We start from the raw sequence: 14,320 nt of genomic DNA, 5'->3' as shown, positions 1-14,320 counted from the left end.
GTAATTTATGACTAAGTTTAGTTTATACTTGATAATGACTTCTGGGTTATGATAAATTTACAGCAGATATACGGGTTTATTTAGGGGGTTATTAGATGGAACAATTGAAACAGCGCATATTGGCTGAAGGTGTCATAATGACTAATGAGGTATTAAAGCTCGATGGTATTCTTAATCATCAAGTGGACCCACAGCTCATTATGCAAATAGGTAGACAGTTTGCCTTGCTTTTTGCCAGTGAGAAGCCTACAAAGGTTCTGACCATCGAATCATCTGGTATTACGGTTGCGTTTGCTACTGCTTTGGAATTAAAAGTGCCTATGGTTTTTGCAAGGCGGAAAAAAACACTGACTACGGATGATGATTCTTATTGTGAGCGGGTACCGTCTTTTACAAAAGGAATTGTGACTGATATCATGGTGTCAAAGGCATTTATTTCCAAAGAGGATCGAATCTTGTTTATCGATGATATTATTGCCAATGGTGATGCTGCTAGGGGAATTATCCGCATTATTGAAAGATCGGGTGCTGATTTAGTTGGTTTCGGCGTAGTCGTAGAGAAAACATTTCAAGCGGGGGCAAGGACAATACGTGATTTAGGCGTTCGAGTCGACTCCATTGTGAAGATTTCCAGCTTAGATAATGGAATTATTGCTTTCGAGTAATAAGGAACGGGAAGAAGGGAGGAATTTCATATAATTCACTTCTTCCAACGCAATCATTTTTAATTTATAATAAGATTATGGAATAGAGAGGAGGCAACAACATGGGGAATGAACTGATTCCGTTTGATTACCTAATGGGCAAGCTTTCAGAAGCCAAAAATCATTTTGAACGTGCTCTCGATTGTAAGCACACAGATTTTGATGATCTGTATCCCTATATGATTGAGCATCCTCAATTCTTCTGGTATAAGAGGTATGTGGCTTGGTCCGAGCTTCTGACACTTGTAATGCTTTGCAACGAGTTAAAGGTACTTTGGCAGGAGAGTTTTTCAGAACCGCAGGTGGATTACATCTCTAAACGTGTTATGTCTAGCAAAGTGCTGGATTGCTGGTTTGAAACCAATGATTCCAAAGAACATGTCAGCTAATTTCAAACTAGTTGAATTGTATGACTTAGACCTAAACGTTAACATTCGTTTAGGTCTTTGTGTTAGAATCAAGGATATGCATCGTCTCAATATGCTGTCTTGTTTCGGTTGTCCCTAATTCGTGCAGCTTTATGTAGATATCACGCAGATGATTGTCGTAGGTAGAATTCTCTTCGTTATAATAGGTGCTTAAGCTTAGTGGAAAGCTATGGCTATACGTGGCAAACTCGGCATCTGCAGTGTCTTCAAACAATTGCTTAATTTGATCGTATTCCTCTTCATTGGCGTTAATCACAAAATCATAATTGAATGCAGTTGAGTCTTCCATGATTTCTCCAGATTGTACGGTTACATAGTAGGTTTTTTTATCCATATACGGCTCCTCCTGCATAATCTTATTTGATATTTTGTCCTTGCTGTGGATAATTATGTACAAGCGTTAAATATATTTGGAGGTGTGGAAATAAATGATTACGGATGAACAATTAAATGAATTCCGTGAGGTTGGTACGAAGCTTCGAGTTATTCGTGATATAGATCCCATTAATGACGTAAAGGGCATTGTTGTTGCTTGGGACGAGCATTCCGTATTAATACGCAAGCAAAACCGTAAGGTAATAAAACTTGTACGAAGCTACACCTTCCAGCCTTGGGAGCAAAAAAGAGAAGAGGATGAGACAAATGAAAAAATGGATTCTGGCAGTTAGTTTGGTATTCCTCTGTTTCTTGCCTATCTCATCTGTGTTTGCAGCTGCGGTAAAACCAATCAAAGCAGCGGTAAAACCAGTCAAAGCAGTGGCAAAACCAGTCAAAGCAGTGCCTCCAAAAGTGAAATCGATTTTTATTTTTCTGGACGGCAAGAAAGTAGCTTTTAAATTACAGCAGCCGATCAACGTCAATGGAAGGGTGCTAGTCCCTCTACGTGATATATTTGAAGCGTTAGGCGCCAAAATTGAGTGGGATGATACAACTAAAACAGTCACCGCTAAAAAGGCTGATGTGATAATTACCTATAAGATTGGCAGTTTAACAGGAAATCGCAATAATGAAATCATTGAAATACCAGTAGCGGGTAAATTAGTGGAAGGTACTACGATGATTCCGCTGAGATTCGTTGGAGAAGCGCTTGGGACTAACATTAGCTGGGACGAGCACTCTCAAACAGTACTTGTTTCATCGAAGGTGAAGACAGAGGTTGAAGTGACGAATATTCTCGAAGGGAATGTCGTGGAGATTAAAGGTGGTGACAAAACCGATAAATTAGTTTTGATTGGTTTTGATCAGCTGAATCCCAATTTTGAGGCAGAAGCGACTCAGTGGCTCTCAGAGCAATTAGTGGGTATGACTATTCATGTTGAAATGGATTCTAAGCTAAGGGAAGCACATGGTTATCTGCTGGCTTACGTTTATTTACCAGATGGATCCTTGTTAAACTCGCAAATTTTTGCTAAAGGTTACGCTAAGCTCAAAATGACTGCGCCTAATACCCGCTGGACGGAGCTATTAACTTATGTGCAAAACGGAGCCAAAAACCATAAAATCGGCTTATGGGCGCCCGCTCCGGCAGGTTGATACCTATTCGATTGTAAACTCGCATTCTTCTCGCAAATAGTAGGCGCCGTTAATTTTAACAGAATGCTTCGTATAACGTTCAATAATACCGCCATATTCTAGAATGGCATAAATGTCATCAGCCGTACGTTGCATCACAGAAACTTTACGCTGAGCAAGCGATGCGGCGAAAAGCTCCATGTCGGTTGATATTGTTTTGGATGGGGGATGCATTGGGTTTCACTCCTGTTCAAAGAAATCACTATTACGATTTTACAACTTAACTGCGAAAAAGAAAAGACTGTAATGACCTAGTTTATACTGGAAATTCAAATTTAATTAAATAAACCTCCAAAACTACGATTAGTAGAATTGGAGGTTTTATTCCATTTATTCATGATTACCGATTAATGCAATGATTTGTTTTTTAAGCTGAATGAACTCTTGTGAATCTTTACCCTTGCCCTCATCTTTAAGTGAAGCTGGAATAATAACCTCTTGCTTAATCCGGCCAGGATGAGCATCCATTACATAAACACGTTGAGAGAGGAAAATGGCTTCTTCGATGTCATGAGTTATAAATACAACGGTCATTTTTTCTTTTTTCCAAATGTCCAAGAGCATTTCTTGCATAGAACCTTTAGTCATTGGATCTAGAGCGCCGAAGGGTTCATCCATGAGCAGCACCTCTGGCTTATTGGCGAGTGCCCTTGCAATAGCGACACGTTGCTTCATACCGCCAGAGAGCTCTTTAGGGAATGAGTTGGCAAACCGCTGAAGAGAGACCATTTCCATAAAACGCGCCGAGATTTTACGTTTATCTAAGATATGCATATTCTGCAGGGTAAGACCAAATTCAATGTTCTCTCGTACATTCAACCATGGGAAAAGCGTATAGGATTGGAAAACCATTCCGCGATCTGCACCAGGCCCGTTAATTTCAGAGCCAGAGATTTGAATGGAACCATCGCTTGCTTCCTCTAAACCTGCTAAGATTCGCAATAATGTTGATTTTCCGCAGCCTGATGTGCCAACAAAGCTGACAAACTCATGTGGAAACACATCGAAGGAGACTCGCTCTAAGGCTTGGAATGAATTTTTTTTAGTCTGGTAAACTTTAGAGACGTCTCTAGCAGATATTTTGGCTTCGGTAGCGGTTGTAATTGACATAGTAGCTTATCTCCTTTCCAGCCAAGGGAAGAATTTACGGTGGCAGTAAGCGAAAATGCGATCTGTTAAAAGCCCTAGCAATCCGATGACGATAATTCCTGCGAAAATCTGATCTGTATTAAGAAATCTTTGTGCTTTCATAATGGAGAATCCGAGACCACTACTTGCTGCTACTAGTTCGGCCACAACCAAGTAAGTCCAAGCCCAACCGATTATTAATCGTAAAGTGTTCATTAGGTCAGGAAGCAGGGCAGGAATTAAAACTTTTTCGATGACCTGCCATTGCTTAGCTCCTAATGTATAAGAGACTTGCAGCAGATCATTGGAAACGGCTCTTGTATTGTCTGCAACCATGAGCAGCAGCTGGAAAAAACAACCGATAAATATGACAATGATTTTTGCGGTTTCTCCGATACCTGACCAAACCATGATTAAGGGGATAAAGGCAGTTGCCGGCATATAGCGAATAAATTCAGTTGGCGGAACTAGAATAGCTTCTGCGAATTTATAGGCTCCAGCGAGTATCCCGAGAGGGATCGCTAGTAAACTGGCTAATAAAAACCCCATTAGGATACGGAACAAGCTTATGCCGACATTATTCCAAAAGGTAACTTCATTTAATTGAGTAAAGAGTCTTTGGAAAACCTGGCCAGGAGTCGGAAGAAAGGTTTGCTGCACATAATGGCCATAACTTAATATACTCCAGAATATGAGACCGCCTATAAACATTGAGAGCACACCGGAAACATACCACTTGGTGCTGATTTCGCTACGTATTGTTAGTGTTTTCCATCTACGCTTTTTTTGCACGGTCATACCTCTTTTCGAGAATCAGCTATTTGGATTCTTTGATAATCGCTTCTATGAAGGAGTTATCCAAGAATGACTTAGGATCTGGGATTGATGAGAGCATGTCTAAGCTTTTTAAGAATTCTGCCGTTTTATTAGCTGTGAAATACAAGGATGAATAATCTGTTCCTTCTGTAAATGCTTTTTGATTATCTTCTTTTGTAAAAATCTTCACGCTATCTACACCTAATTTATATTCATCCACTGGAGTTTCAGCTGCTTTTGCCATAATAGCCAAGGACTCTTCCGGATTTTTCTGCCAGTAGTCTAATGCATCAAACCAAGCTAATAGAATATTCTTAACATCATCTGGACGATTTTTAGTAACTGATTCTTTGAATACGAGTAAATCAGGAATTAATCCTGGTGTATCTTTTGAAGAAAATAACAGTTTCCCTTTGCCTTCTGCAAGTGCTTTGCTTAAGAAGGGCTCCCACAATACGGCTGCATCCAGATTGCCTGAGATGAAAGCAGGACCAGCATCATTAACGGTCATATTCGTATATTTAACATCGTTTTCTTTCATTCCGTTTTTATCAAGAGCTGTTAGCATTAAAAGATGATCAACCGTACCTAATTCTGTTGCAATTTTCTTGCCTTTAAGATCAGCGAAGGAATTAATCCCTTCTTTTACAACAACACCGTCTCCACCATTGGAATTATCATTTACAAGAACGGCTTTAAGTGCAATGCCTTTGCTAGCTGGTGCTAGTGTATCACTAAGCGTTTGGCTGTTAGCATCAACCTTTCCAGTTGCTAAAGCAGATAACGAATCACTGTAAACGGGGAAGTAGACCAATTCGGCATTTACGCCGCGTTTTTCAAAGAAGCCTTTTTCTTTAACTAAATACCAGACAAACCAACCTGGCCAAGGGCTTAAAGCGATTTTGATCGGTTCATTCGAGCCTGCTGCACCTTTGTCATCTTTGTTGCCACAAGCAGCTAGTACGGAGCTCAACAATAATACGACAATCATTAATATAAATAGCTTTTTTTTCATTTTAATTCCCACTCTCTTTTTTATTTAATAAAGAAAGCCCGGGAAGATATCGGTTAAGATATCCTCCCGGGCTTTTATCCCTCCGTGTGCACAGCTTTGGACTGTGTGTTTCCTCTTGGACCGAACCGGATAAATCCGTGGAACCCTAGGTAACAATTTGAGTATGTTGTTTTCTTTTTACCACATTTAGGAAGTATTACATTTTGGAGTTCCAAAATAGACTTGCTAATTGGCGAATAAACCTACCTTTAAGCGCGGTCGCACATCTTCGAATAACTTCGATATTGGTTTATCTCATCTTAAGTCAAAACAGCCTATAATGTCAATATACATAACACAAAAATTATTTAATCATGTATCTTAAGTGGATTATTGCTAAATTCAAGATTATATGTGATAATACATAACATAGTAAATGAAAAGGAGTGATCCTTATGTATTCAATTCACTATCACATCAAAATGCATGAATCCTCGCTTAAATCGCAGCAGACTGAATCAGTAACGGAGAAACAAATGTTCAGAATAGATTTAATGAGATGGTTCAAGAAGAAAGCTTAACAAGAAGCTTGTTGTTGACTTAAATAATTTCAGCTTAAGACTATCCAATTATTCATAATGAGGACATAACTTGAGAAAAAGCGTAAAGCCATTGGCTTTACGCTTTTTGATGCTCCGTTTTATTTCACTGGTAGGAAATTCTTGCTTGTTGATTACGGTATTGGGAAGGGGGGATACCATACATAGATTTGAACATGCGTGTAAAATATATAGGCTCCATACCAATACGCAAGGCGATTTGCGTGATCATCATATCCTCTCGCGATTCAAGAAGCGCTGCTGCGGTTTGCATTCGGATACGTTTAAGATATTCGATAGGAGTAGCTCCTAAAACTTGTCTGAACAGCCTTGTTAATTGCCTTTGGGAATAGCCGAATCGTTCCGAAAGCTCTGCTATCGTGAGCCCTCGCTCCATATGGTCTTGAAGGAAAGTGGCTGCTGTGATAACAATCGATTCTTTATAGGATAAAGGACGCCCAGAATTAATTTCCACGGCCTCCCGATTAGATGAGCTTTGTTTGCGAAGTTCTGTCAGGAACACTAGGAGAAGTTCAGTTGTAGACCATATATCATTATCTAGACCAGATAAACCCCATATATCCGAGATTAAACCAATTAATCGACTCGAATCCTGCAAAGCTAACAACTCTGGAACTCCGCCAAATCCCCATGCAGCAGTCGAATCACTTTTTCCCGTGAAAGAAATAAAAGCCACTTGCCAAGGTTCTTCGCCATCTGGAAAATATTCATGGGGAATGGATGCGGGAATATATAGCATGGAAAGTGGAGAAAGTAATTTCCACTCTTTAGCTCCTGAGAAGCGGAATATTCCCTTGCCGGATAAAGTGATTATCAGTTGGTTTGCAGAAAAACCATCGACCCTCGCGATCGGGGTTTGATTCTCAGATCCTACTGTATAGACGGTAAATGGTAGACCAGATTGATGCCCGTTTGAAAAATTTGTCCGCAGCGGCAGCAGTTCAATAGTCATGGTGCATCCCCTTTAAAATGTCCAATTTATGCTGGTGTTTGTCCGTTTTTGAGCTACTTTAACCTATCTATCATACCTTATAATTGGGAAGGTGAACAACATAAAAACGGGCTGGATTTGAGAGGGGACTGTGATTTAGATGATTAACGTGCCAAAGTTTTATGAGGACCTTACTGTCTTACAGCAAGGTCGTTCTGCACCGCGAGCCTATTATATTCCTTACAGCAATACCGAAGCTGCTGCATCTGGCAAACGCGGAAGATCTCCTTACTACCAAACGCTGAATGGCAGCTGGAAATTTCAATACAATACTAGCTTAGCTAGTGTGGAAGACAAATTTTATAAGAATGAAATGGACGTTTCTAACTGGGATTCTCTCATAGTCCCATCCTGCTGGCAGGTGAATGGCTATGACCAATTGCATTATACGAACGTTAATTATCCGATACCGTGTGATCCACCTTTTGTACCAGATGATAATCCAGTAGGACTTTATGTTAGGGATTTTAATGTTTCGGAATCATGGGAGCTCAAAAAGCAGTATATTGTTTTCGAGGGTGTAAACTCTTGCTTCTATTTATGGGTAAATGGTGAGTTTGTTGGCTATAGCCAAGGCAGCCGGGTTCCTGCGGAATTCGACTTAACGGATTTTCTGCGTCCAGGCCAGAATAGAATTGGCGTCATGGTATTGAAATGGTGTGACGGCACCTATATAGAAGATCAGGATGCATGGCGTTATTCCGGCATTTTCCGTGATGTGTACTTACTTGCACGTGACGCTCATCATATTAGGGATTTATTCATTAAACAAGAGATCGCTGATGATTTCAGTAAATCAGAACTTCGAATCGATTTGGAAACAACAGGACCATCAAAGATTATAGCTGAACTAAAAGATGCTGCTGGGAATTTAATTGCTTCTGGAGAGAAGGATGTAGATGGCAATGGTGAGCTTGTTCTGAAGATCGCCAATCCAACGCTGTGGAATGCGGAGCAGCCTTACTTGTATCAGCTTTATGTTCATGCTGGAGCGGAAGTTTTAGTTAACTCAGTTGGTTTCCGTCGAATCGAGGTTCTAAATGGTGTATTCACGATTAATGGCCAGATGGTTAAGCTTAAAGGGGTTAACCGACACGATTCGCATCCCATACTTGGACAAACCATTCCATTAAACCATATGATTCAGGATTTGAAGCTGATGAAACAGCATAACATTAATACGATTCGTACTTCCCATTATCCAAATGATCCACGTTTTCTTGAGCTCTGCAATAAGATTGGCTTCTATGTGATTGATGAGGCAGATCTTGAATGTCATGGAATCGGCATTGCCGAAAATTGGGCAGAGGGAGCGCTGCACAAGCTCTCCGCAAACCCGATGTGGCGTGAAGCCTTTCTGGAGCGTGCAATTAGAATGGTAGAGCGTGACAAGAATCAGCCGTCTGTTATCATCTGGTCCATGGGAAATGAGTCTGGTTTCGATAGCAATCATATAGCTATGCAAGTCTGGACCCAAGAACGCGATGCTTCGCGTTTAGTCCATTATGAAGGCGCAGCTTCCGGCTATAACGGCAGTAAAGACGTGGAAAGCCTGGATATAGAGAGTAGAATGTACGCTACAGTTCAGTCTCTGGAAGAATATGCTATGGACGAGAGCCATACAAAACCACTTTTTCTCTGTGAATACAGTCATGCGATGGGCAATGGGCCTGGAGATCTGCAGGATTACTGGGATGCGATTTATAAGCAACCGAAGCTGATGGGCGGATGTGTTTGGGAATGGTGCGATCATGGGATCCAAACCTACACCGAGAACGGAGTACCGTACTTTGCATATGGCGGAGATTTTGGAGATAAGCCAAATGATGGAAATTTCTGTATTGATGGGCTGGTTACACCAGATCGCAAACCGCATACAGGATTGAAAGAGCTCAAGCAAGTAATTTCTCCAGTTCGCATTGAAGCGGATGATCTAGCAGGCTTAAAGTATAAAGTGACTAATCTCTTTGATTTTCTCGATTTGTCAGTTGTTTATTTAACTTGGAAAATCGAAGTGAATGGTGAAATCGCGAAACAAGGGCATATTTGGGAGCTAAATGCCAAACCGCATGCGAGTCAAGCTGTGAGTGTTCCCTTTGAGAAAAGCTCGAATGGAGCTGCACTGCTCACGTTTAGCGTCCACATGAAAGATGAAACGAAATGGGCTGCAGCAGGCTTTGAGTTAGGTTTTCAGCAATTTGAGTTGGCTGCTGCTACTAGAATAGATAAGGCAAATTTTAAGCCAATATCAGCTATAAAGACTACTGTTCAAGAAAATTTACTAATTCTCGAAGGCTTTGATTTCCGTCATATTTTTGATCAACATACAGGTACATTTATTTCCTTGACTAAAAACGGTGTTGAAATGCTAGGAGCTCCTGCGACTTTTGAAATATGGCGGGCACCCACAGACAACGACAGAAATATTAAGCATAAGTGGATAGAAGAAGGGTACGACAGCACGTTTATGAAAGTTTATGATGTGAAATGGGAGCAGCCAGAGAGATCAAAGGTAAACATTTCGGTATCATTCTCATTAGGCGGCTACATCCGCTATCCGGTTCTTAAAGGCGAAGCTCTTTGGAGTGTAGACGGAACAGGCGAATTAACACTTTCGGTTAAGGCAGCTGTGAGAGATGAGCTAGTATTTTTGCCGAGATTTGGATTGCGCCTAGCGATGCCAAGTGGAACCGAAGAAATTGAGTATGCTGGGTTCGGTCCTCATGAAAGTTATGTTGATAAACGTCGAAGTGTGCACAAGGGTACTTTTCTGCTTTCGGTGGATGAGATGCACGAATCTTATATTTTCCCGCAGGAAAACGGATCCCGCTATGGTACTGAATGGGCCATAGCTTCGAATAGTCAAGGAATGGGATTGAAGTTTGAGAGCTCAACGCCATTCTCATTCAATGCATCCCACTATTCCTTGGAGGAGCTCACAGCTAAGACGCACGCTCACATGCTGGAGAAAAGCAAGCTTACGTTCCTACATCTCGATTATAAGCTCAGTGGGATTGGTTCAAACTCTTGCGGGCCAGAGCTTTTGGACAAATACAGATTAGCTGAAAAGTCATTCACATTCGATTTGAAGATCAGGCCGATATTCAAGGAAGATGAGTAAGGGGTAAATGAAAAGGAGGCATTGGCATGCTATTGGATTTGCGAACAATGGTATTGAGTCGTCCAAACACTTGGCTTGAAGTCATCTCTAAGCTGGATAGCCATAATAATAGAAGTATTTATATCCGTACGATGCAATCGGATGCAAATCCAAGAGAAATATTTCAGATCATTCCACTTGATAGCAATGGGAACGCTAAGCCGTTTGTCGATGAAGCTACAACCTCTTTGGTAGGCTTGAATATGGAGGATGGCAGAGTAGAAATTCTTATTGATGAAGATGGAAATATGCGGATTCGAGGTGTGGCGGCGGGCTTCCAGCTGTTTCGTCAAGAGCCAGATGATAGAGGGTATAAAGCAGATTATCCGTTTGCGATTGGCAAAAGTCGTATTCAAGTAAATGCCTATCGGTCACGTAAACAGTACATGATTTCGATCCTGCAAGGCAAATCTCTGATCGTTGCTCCGTGGGAGGCGGTTACTTGTCCAACCATTGCGCTAAGTTTCTTGCCGGATGAGAGCAGTGGGATTTCGGAGATTGTTATAGAGCCATTTGATACCAGCTGGAAAGAAAGAGTTTACGAAACAGGCTTTCAGACATGTTATGCAGAAGCAGAAGCTGCATTCGAGCAATGGTTGCAGGACTGTCCCCTTGAGGATGGCGGTTATCCAAGTATCCGCGAGTTGGCTGCCTATGTGCAATATGCTTCTATGGTACCGCCGTCTGGATTGCTGACACGGAAAACGATGCTGATCTCTCCGGGCTTTAATGGAGTTTGGAGCTGGGATCATTGTTTTAATGCGATGGCGCTTGCAAGCTCACGTTCTGACATGGCTTGGGATCAGCTGATGATTCCTTTTGACCATCAGGATGATTTCGGAGCTATCCCCGATTATGTGAAGAATGGTGAAATCGTTTGGAATTATACGAAACCGCCGATACATGGCTGGACTTTGCGGAAAATGCTGGAGAAAACGGATGCGATTACGATAACGCAATTGGAGCTTTTCTATCCTAAGCTGACTGCTTGGACAGAATGGTGGTTTAATTATCGGGATTATGATGGGAATGGGATTCCCCAATATAATCATGGCAATGACAGCGGCTGGGATAACTCAACGGTTTTTGGAAGAGCGGGAGCTGTGGAATGTCCCGATTTGTCCGCATTTCTCGTTATTCAGCTGGATGTTCTCGCTGAGTTAGCTGCCAGAATTGGACGCGTTGAGGAGGCACTAGCGTGGCAGCAGCGTTCCGATAAGTTGCTTCAGCTAATGCTGGATTATTTTTGGAATGGTGAAAAATTCATTGCTAAGCGCAGCGGGACGGATGAGGTAATAGATACGGACAGTTTGCTGCATTGGATACCCGTTATCCTTGGATCCAAGCTGCCCAAAGATATTCTACAACGGATAGTAGATGAGCTTGGTCCAAACGGTCCGTTTTTAACGAAGTGGGGTCTTGCTACTGAAAAGCCAAGTAGTCCTCATTATCGCCCTGATGGTTACTGGCGTGGACCTATCTGGTCACCTGTTATGTTTATTGTAGCAGATGGATTGATGAATGCCGGAGAACAGGAGCTCGCGGATGAAATTGCGCTTCAATTTATGCGACTCTGCGAATCAGGCGGATTAGCAGAGAACTACGATGCATTAAATGGTGTCGGCCAGCGTGACCGTTTTCATACTTGGCCAGCGAGTGTATTTCAGCTGTTTGCCACAGATTTTATGAAAGAGAAGGGACCTGTGGAAAAATGAAGCCAAAGTGGAGGGTAGATAATCAAGCAATATCTATTCGGTTTTATGGAGAAGAGCAGCGTTTCTGGAGTATATCCGGGTGTGATAATGAGTGGGAATGGAACATAGAAGCACCGACTTTTGAAGTTAATGGACAGTTAATTCAAGTTAGCTTAAAGGAAATTGATCTGCATAATCCACCTAAACAGCTGCATAACGGGACTAAAGAATATCGACTTGGCGGTAAAATTAGTGGTGCAGAGCATTTACAGCTAGATTGGATTGTCCGAGTGCCGGATGCTGTAAATCCAGTTGTACGTTTCTGCTATGAACTCCGAGCCGACGGAGATTATCGCTTAACTAAGGAAACCGGCAGTGATCGACTGCGTTATGCTGCATTTTCATTGAGCGAATTATCACGTGCTAATGAAATTCGGTTTTCCGAGTTCATCGAGCTGGCCCATAGCTTTTGCCTCACGGAACGTCAGCTTACCTCACGGCATTTTGAGAACAGCGAACGAGTCATGGGACCGATGCTGACAGCAGGTAATGATACCCACCAAGTTTTATTCTCTTACGAGCATGGTTCACAAATACCGGATGCTTTTATTGATTTTCTCCTGACACCAGACCGAAAGGTTGCTATTGCAGCTGTTAAAGGAAATTATTATGATGGTTTTCCTTTAAGCTCAGATATTCCCTTTCGTACAGTCTGGTTACAAGCTGCATACATGTCTGGAAGTGAAGAGGAGCTTTCAGTTGCCTACCGCAATTTTATCCTTAATCATTTCACTCTGAATACGGAGAGCCGCAAGCCTTATATTTTCTACAACACATGGAATTATCAGGAACGAAATCGCAATTGGTACGACAAAAAATATCTCGAGGACATGAATCTCGAGCGAATGCTCAAGGAGATTGATGCAGCTCATATTATGGGGATTGATGTCTTTGTCATTGATACGGGCTGGTATGAGAAAACCGGGGACTGGCAGGTTAGTCGCAAAAGGTTTCCCGATGGGCTGAAGCAGGTGAAATTAAAGCTTGACGAGTATGGGATGAAGCTCGGTTTATGGTTTAACCCGACGGTAGCCTCAATCTCTAGCAGTATGCTTAATAATCATCAGGATTGCATCCTCTCATGGAATGGTGAGAAGTCGCAGCCGCAGAGTATTTGGGAGACAGAAGAAAGTATAACACTTTGTCTGGTCAGCCGTTATGCAGATGCTTTTGCAGATGAGCTAATCCGTCTTGTTCGTGAGGTAGGTGTTACTTATTTTAAATGGGATGGTATCGGTCAATATGGCTGTAATGATCCCAATCACGAGCATGGCACAATATCCAATTCACTGCAAGATCGCGCGGATAGCTATGCTTTCCAACAGGTAGAAGCTATGGTCCGGATTGTCGATAAGCTTTGTGCGGCTTGTCCCGAAGCGATTGTCGATTTCGACATCACAGAAGGGCATCGTTCTGTCGGTCTAGCTTTTCTGTCTGCTGGGAAATATTTTTTGGTTAATAATGGACCTTATTTTCAGAATTATAACGTGCCGATTGATTTGGAGAAGGATAACGTCAACCTATTTTTTTATCCTGGTCCTGCCCGTGGTTGGATTTGCAGGATGCCGCTGGGATATGACAAATGGATTCCATCTGTTCTTTTCTTGACTCATTACCTGCCTGATGATCCGCATGATAACCAATTGATGTCTTTGGCATCACTTATTTTGGGTCAGAATGGGATTTGGGGAGATCTTCCTGCAGTTTCCATTGAGGGAGCAGAATGGATTGGCAGTTTTCTAGCTCGTTACAAAGAGGTTAGCAAAGATATTACAGAGAGTACTTCAGTGAGAGAGGGAGCCATAGGCGGTGTCTTAGAGGTACACGAAAAGCTGTCTGTTACATCCGGAAAGGGTGCAGTTGTACTTTTGTCTGCTGCTGCGGGTATTTATCGTTATATTACTCAGAATAAGCCTAACCCGACTTTCTGGCACACAGAAGGTGTCTCGATTAGCTTTGATACAAAAGGCAGAGCAGTAATCGAAGCCGAGTTCAAAAATACAAGTGCACATATCATTCTATTTGGTATATGAGCTTAACCGCTTCTATATAAAGCCTCCTTTCCATGAGCTGCATTATGGATGGAGGCTTTTATACCTACTTTAAACTAAACATGATATACTAAGGCAACGACATTTTACAATTTATTTACA

General features: G+C 41.8%; 14 protein-coding genes and 1 riboswitch. Of the genes, 8 read left to right on the top strand and 6 right to left on the bottom strand.

Annotated features, from left to right (window positions below):
• Positions 1 to 95: 95 nt before the first annotated feature.
• Both EHS13_RS22265 and EHS13_RS22260 read left to right on the top strand, forming a co-directional pair.
• Positions 96 to 665 carry a xanthine phosphoribosyltransferase gene (locus tag EHS13_RS22265; RefSeq protein WP_155702498.1) on the top strand — a complete coding sequence of 190 codons (570 nt, stop codon included), beginning with the start codon at positions 96 to 98 and terminating at the stop codon, positions 663 to 665.
• Positions 666 to 766: 101 nt separating this feature from the next.
• Positions 767 to 1,093, top strand: coding sequence for a hypothetical protein (locus EHS13_RS22260; RefSeq protein WP_155702497.1), 327 nt, complete (start codon positions 767 to 769; stop codon positions 1,091 to 1,093).
• Between the two features lie 49 nt (positions 1,094 to 1,142).
• Here the strand turns inward: EHS13_RS22260 and EHS13_RS22255 are convergent, their stop codons facing one another.
• Positions 1,143 to 1,466, bottom strand: a complete 324-nt coding sequence (locus EHS13_RS22255) for a hypothetical protein (protein ID WP_155702496.1) — start codon at positions 1,464 to 1,466, stop codon at positions 1,143 to 1,145.
• Between the two features lie 94 nt (positions 1,467 to 1,560).
• Here EHS13_RS22255 and EHS13_RS22250 point away from each other — a divergent pair, with 94 nt between their 5' ends.
• Both EHS13_RS22250 and EHS13_RS22245 read left to right on the top strand, forming a co-directional pair.
• Positions 1,561 to 1,800, top strand: coding sequence for a hypothetical protein (locus EHS13_RS22250; protein WP_155702495.1), 240 nt, complete (start codon positions 1,561 to 1,563; stop codon positions 1,798 to 1,800).
• Positions 1,775 to 2,665: a stalk domain-containing protein gene (locus tag EHS13_RS22245; RefSeq protein WP_162463203.1), complete on the top strand. Its 891-nt coding sequence runs from the start codon at positions 1,775 to 1,777 to the stop codon at positions 2,663 to 2,665. Before EHS13_RS22250 ends, EHS13_RS22245 begins: the two co-directional genes overlap by 26 nt.
• A 3-nt stretch (positions 2,666 to 2,668) precedes the next feature.
• Here EHS13_RS22245 and EHS13_RS22240 read toward each other — a convergent pair whose 3' ends face one another.
• The 4 genes from EHS13_RS22240 to EHS13_RS22225 all read right to left on the bottom strand — a co-directional run bounded on the left by EHS13_RS22240 (position 2,669) and on the right by EHS13_RS22225 (position 5,663).
• Positions 2,669 to 2,878: a hypothetical protein gene (locus tag EHS13_RS22240; RefSeq protein ID WP_155702493.1), complete on the bottom strand. Its 210-nt coding sequence runs from the start codon at positions 2,876 to 2,878 to the stop codon at positions 2,669 to 2,671.
• Positions 2,879 to 3,034: 156 nt separating this feature from the next.
• Complete coding sequence (locus tag EHS13_RS22235) at positions 3,035 to 3,814, bottom strand: ABC transporter ATP-binding protein (RefSeq protein ID WP_155702492.1); 780 nt, start codon at positions 3,812 to 3,814, stop codon at positions 3,035 to 3,037.
• Between the two features lie 6 nt (positions 3,815 to 3,820).
• A complete protein-coding gene (locus EHS13_RS22230; RefSeq protein ID WP_405083516.1) occupies positions 3,821 to 4,624 on the bottom strand; it encodes an ABC transporter permease in 804 nt (267 codons plus the stop codon).
• A 25-nt stretch (positions 4,625 to 4,649) separates the two neighbouring features.
• Entirely contained in the window at positions 4,650 to 5,663 is a 1,014-nt protein-coding gene (locus EHS13_RS22225) for an ABC transporter substrate-binding protein (RefSeq protein ID WP_155702490.1), read from the bottom strand.
• A 61-nt stretch (positions 5,664 to 5,724) separates the two neighbouring features.
• Positions 5,725 to 5,823: riboswitch (guanidine-I (ykkC/yxkD leader) on the bottom strand.
• Positions 5,824 to 6,097: 274 nt separating this feature from the next.
• Here EHS13_RS22225 and EHS13_RS37250 point away from each other — a divergent pair.
• Positions 6,098 to 6,223 carry a hypothetical protein gene (locus EHS13_RS37250; protein WP_264373545.1) on the top strand — a complete coding sequence of 42 codons (126 nt, stop codon included), beginning with the start codon at positions 6,098 to 6,100 and terminating at the stop codon, positions 6,221 to 6,223.
• Between the two features lie 124 nt (positions 6,224 to 6,347).
• Here EHS13_RS37250 and EHS13_RS22220 read toward each other — a convergent pair whose 3' ends face one another.
• Complete coding sequence (locus tag EHS13_RS22220) at positions 6,348 to 7,214, bottom strand: AraC family transcriptional regulator (RefSeq protein WP_155702489.1); 867 nt, start codon at positions 7,212 to 7,214, stop codon at positions 6,348 to 6,350.
• Positions 7,215 to 7,353: 139 nt separating this feature from the next.
• On the opposite strand from EHS13_RS22220, the gene EHS13_RS22215 reads away from it, so the two are divergent.
• From EHS13_RS22215 to EHS13_RS22205, 3 genes are read left to right on the top strand one after another with little or no spacing between them, the layout of a single operon-like run.
• Positions 7,354 to 10,374 carry a glycoside hydrolase family 2 TIM barrel-domain containing protein gene (locus tag EHS13_RS22215; RefSeq protein WP_155702488.1) on the top strand — a complete coding sequence of 1,007 codons (3,021 nt, stop codon included), beginning with the start codon at positions 7,354 to 7,356 and terminating at the stop codon, positions 10,372 to 10,374.
• A 26-nt stretch (positions 10,375 to 10,400) separates the two neighbouring features.
• Complete coding sequence (locus EHS13_RS22210; protein ID WP_155702487.1) at positions 10,401 to 12,128, top strand: amylo-alpha-1,6-glucosidase; 1,728 nt, start codon at positions 10,401 to 10,403, stop codon at positions 12,126 to 12,128.
• Positions 12,125 to 14,200: an alpha-galactosidase gene (locus EHS13_RS22205; protein ID WP_155702486.1), complete on the top strand. Its 2,076-nt coding sequence runs from the start codon at positions 12,125 to 12,127 to the stop codon at positions 14,198 to 14,200. The genes EHS13_RS22210 and EHS13_RS22205 overlap by 4 nt, the downstream gene beginning before the upstream one ends.
• Positions 14,201 to 14,320 lie beyond the last annotated feature (120 nt).

The sequence above is a fragment of the Paenibacillus psychroresistens genome (assembly GCF_009728935.1).
GTDB lineage: Bacteria > Bacillota > Bacilli > Paenibacillales > NBRC-103111 > Paenibacillus_AC > Paenibacillus_AC psychroresistens.
The sequence above is the reverse complement of the archived record's forward strand: the minus strand, read 5'-3'. Positions and strand labels throughout refer to the sequence as shown.

Bases quoted from the DNA above. Each gene is read 5' to 3' on its own strand.
- EHS13_RS22265 (WP_155702498.1), top strand. From the start codon at position 96: ATGGAACAATTGAAACAGCGCATATTGGCTGAAGGTGTCATAATGACT.
- EHS13_RS22220 (WP_155702489.1), bottom strand. From the start codon at position 7,214: ATGACTATTGAACTGCTGCCGCTGCGGACAAATTTTTCAAACGGGCAT.
- EHS13_RS22255 (WP_155702496.1), bottom strand. From the start codon at position 1,466: ATGGATAAAAAAACCTACTATGTAACCGTACAATCTGGAGAAATCATG.
- EHS13_RS22215 (WP_155702488.1), top strand. From the start codon at position 7,354: ATGATTAACGTGCCAAAGTTTTATGAGGACCTTACTGTCTTACAGCAA.
- EHS13_RS22210 (WP_155702487.1), top strand. From the start codon at position 10,401: ATGCTATTGGATTTGCGAACAATGGTATTGAGTCGTCCAAACACTTGG.
- EHS13_RS22245 (WP_162463203.1), top strand. From the start codon at position 1,775: ATGAAAAAATGGATTCTGGCAGTTAGTTTGGTATTCCTCTGTTTCTTG.
- EHS13_RS22205 (WP_155702486.1), top strand. From the start codon at position 12,125: ATGAAGCCAAAGTGGAGGGTAGATAATCAAGCAATATCTATTCGGTTT.
- EHS13_RS22240 (WP_155702493.1), bottom strand. From the start codon at position 2,878: ATGCATCCCCCATCCAAAACAATATCAACCGACATGGAGCTTTTCGCC.
- EHS13_RS22260 (WP_155702497.1), top strand. From the start codon at position 767: ATGGGGAATGAACTGATTCCGTTTGATTACCTAATGGGCAAGCTTTCA.
- EHS13_RS37250 (WP_264373545.1), top strand. From the start codon at position 6,098: ATGTATTCAATTCACTATCACATCAAAATGCATGAATCCTCGCTTAAA.
- EHS13_RS22235 (WP_155702492.1), bottom strand. From the start codon at position 3,814: ATGTCAATTACAACCGCTACCGAAGCCAAAATATCTGCTAGAGACGTC.
- EHS13_RS22250 (WP_155702495.1), top strand. From the start codon at position 1,561: ATGATTACGGATGAACAATTAAATGAATTCCGTGAGGTTGGTACGAAG.
- EHS13_RS22225 (WP_155702490.1), bottom strand. From the start codon at position 5,663: ATGAAAAAAAAGCTATTTATATTAATGATTGTCGTATTATTGTTGAGC.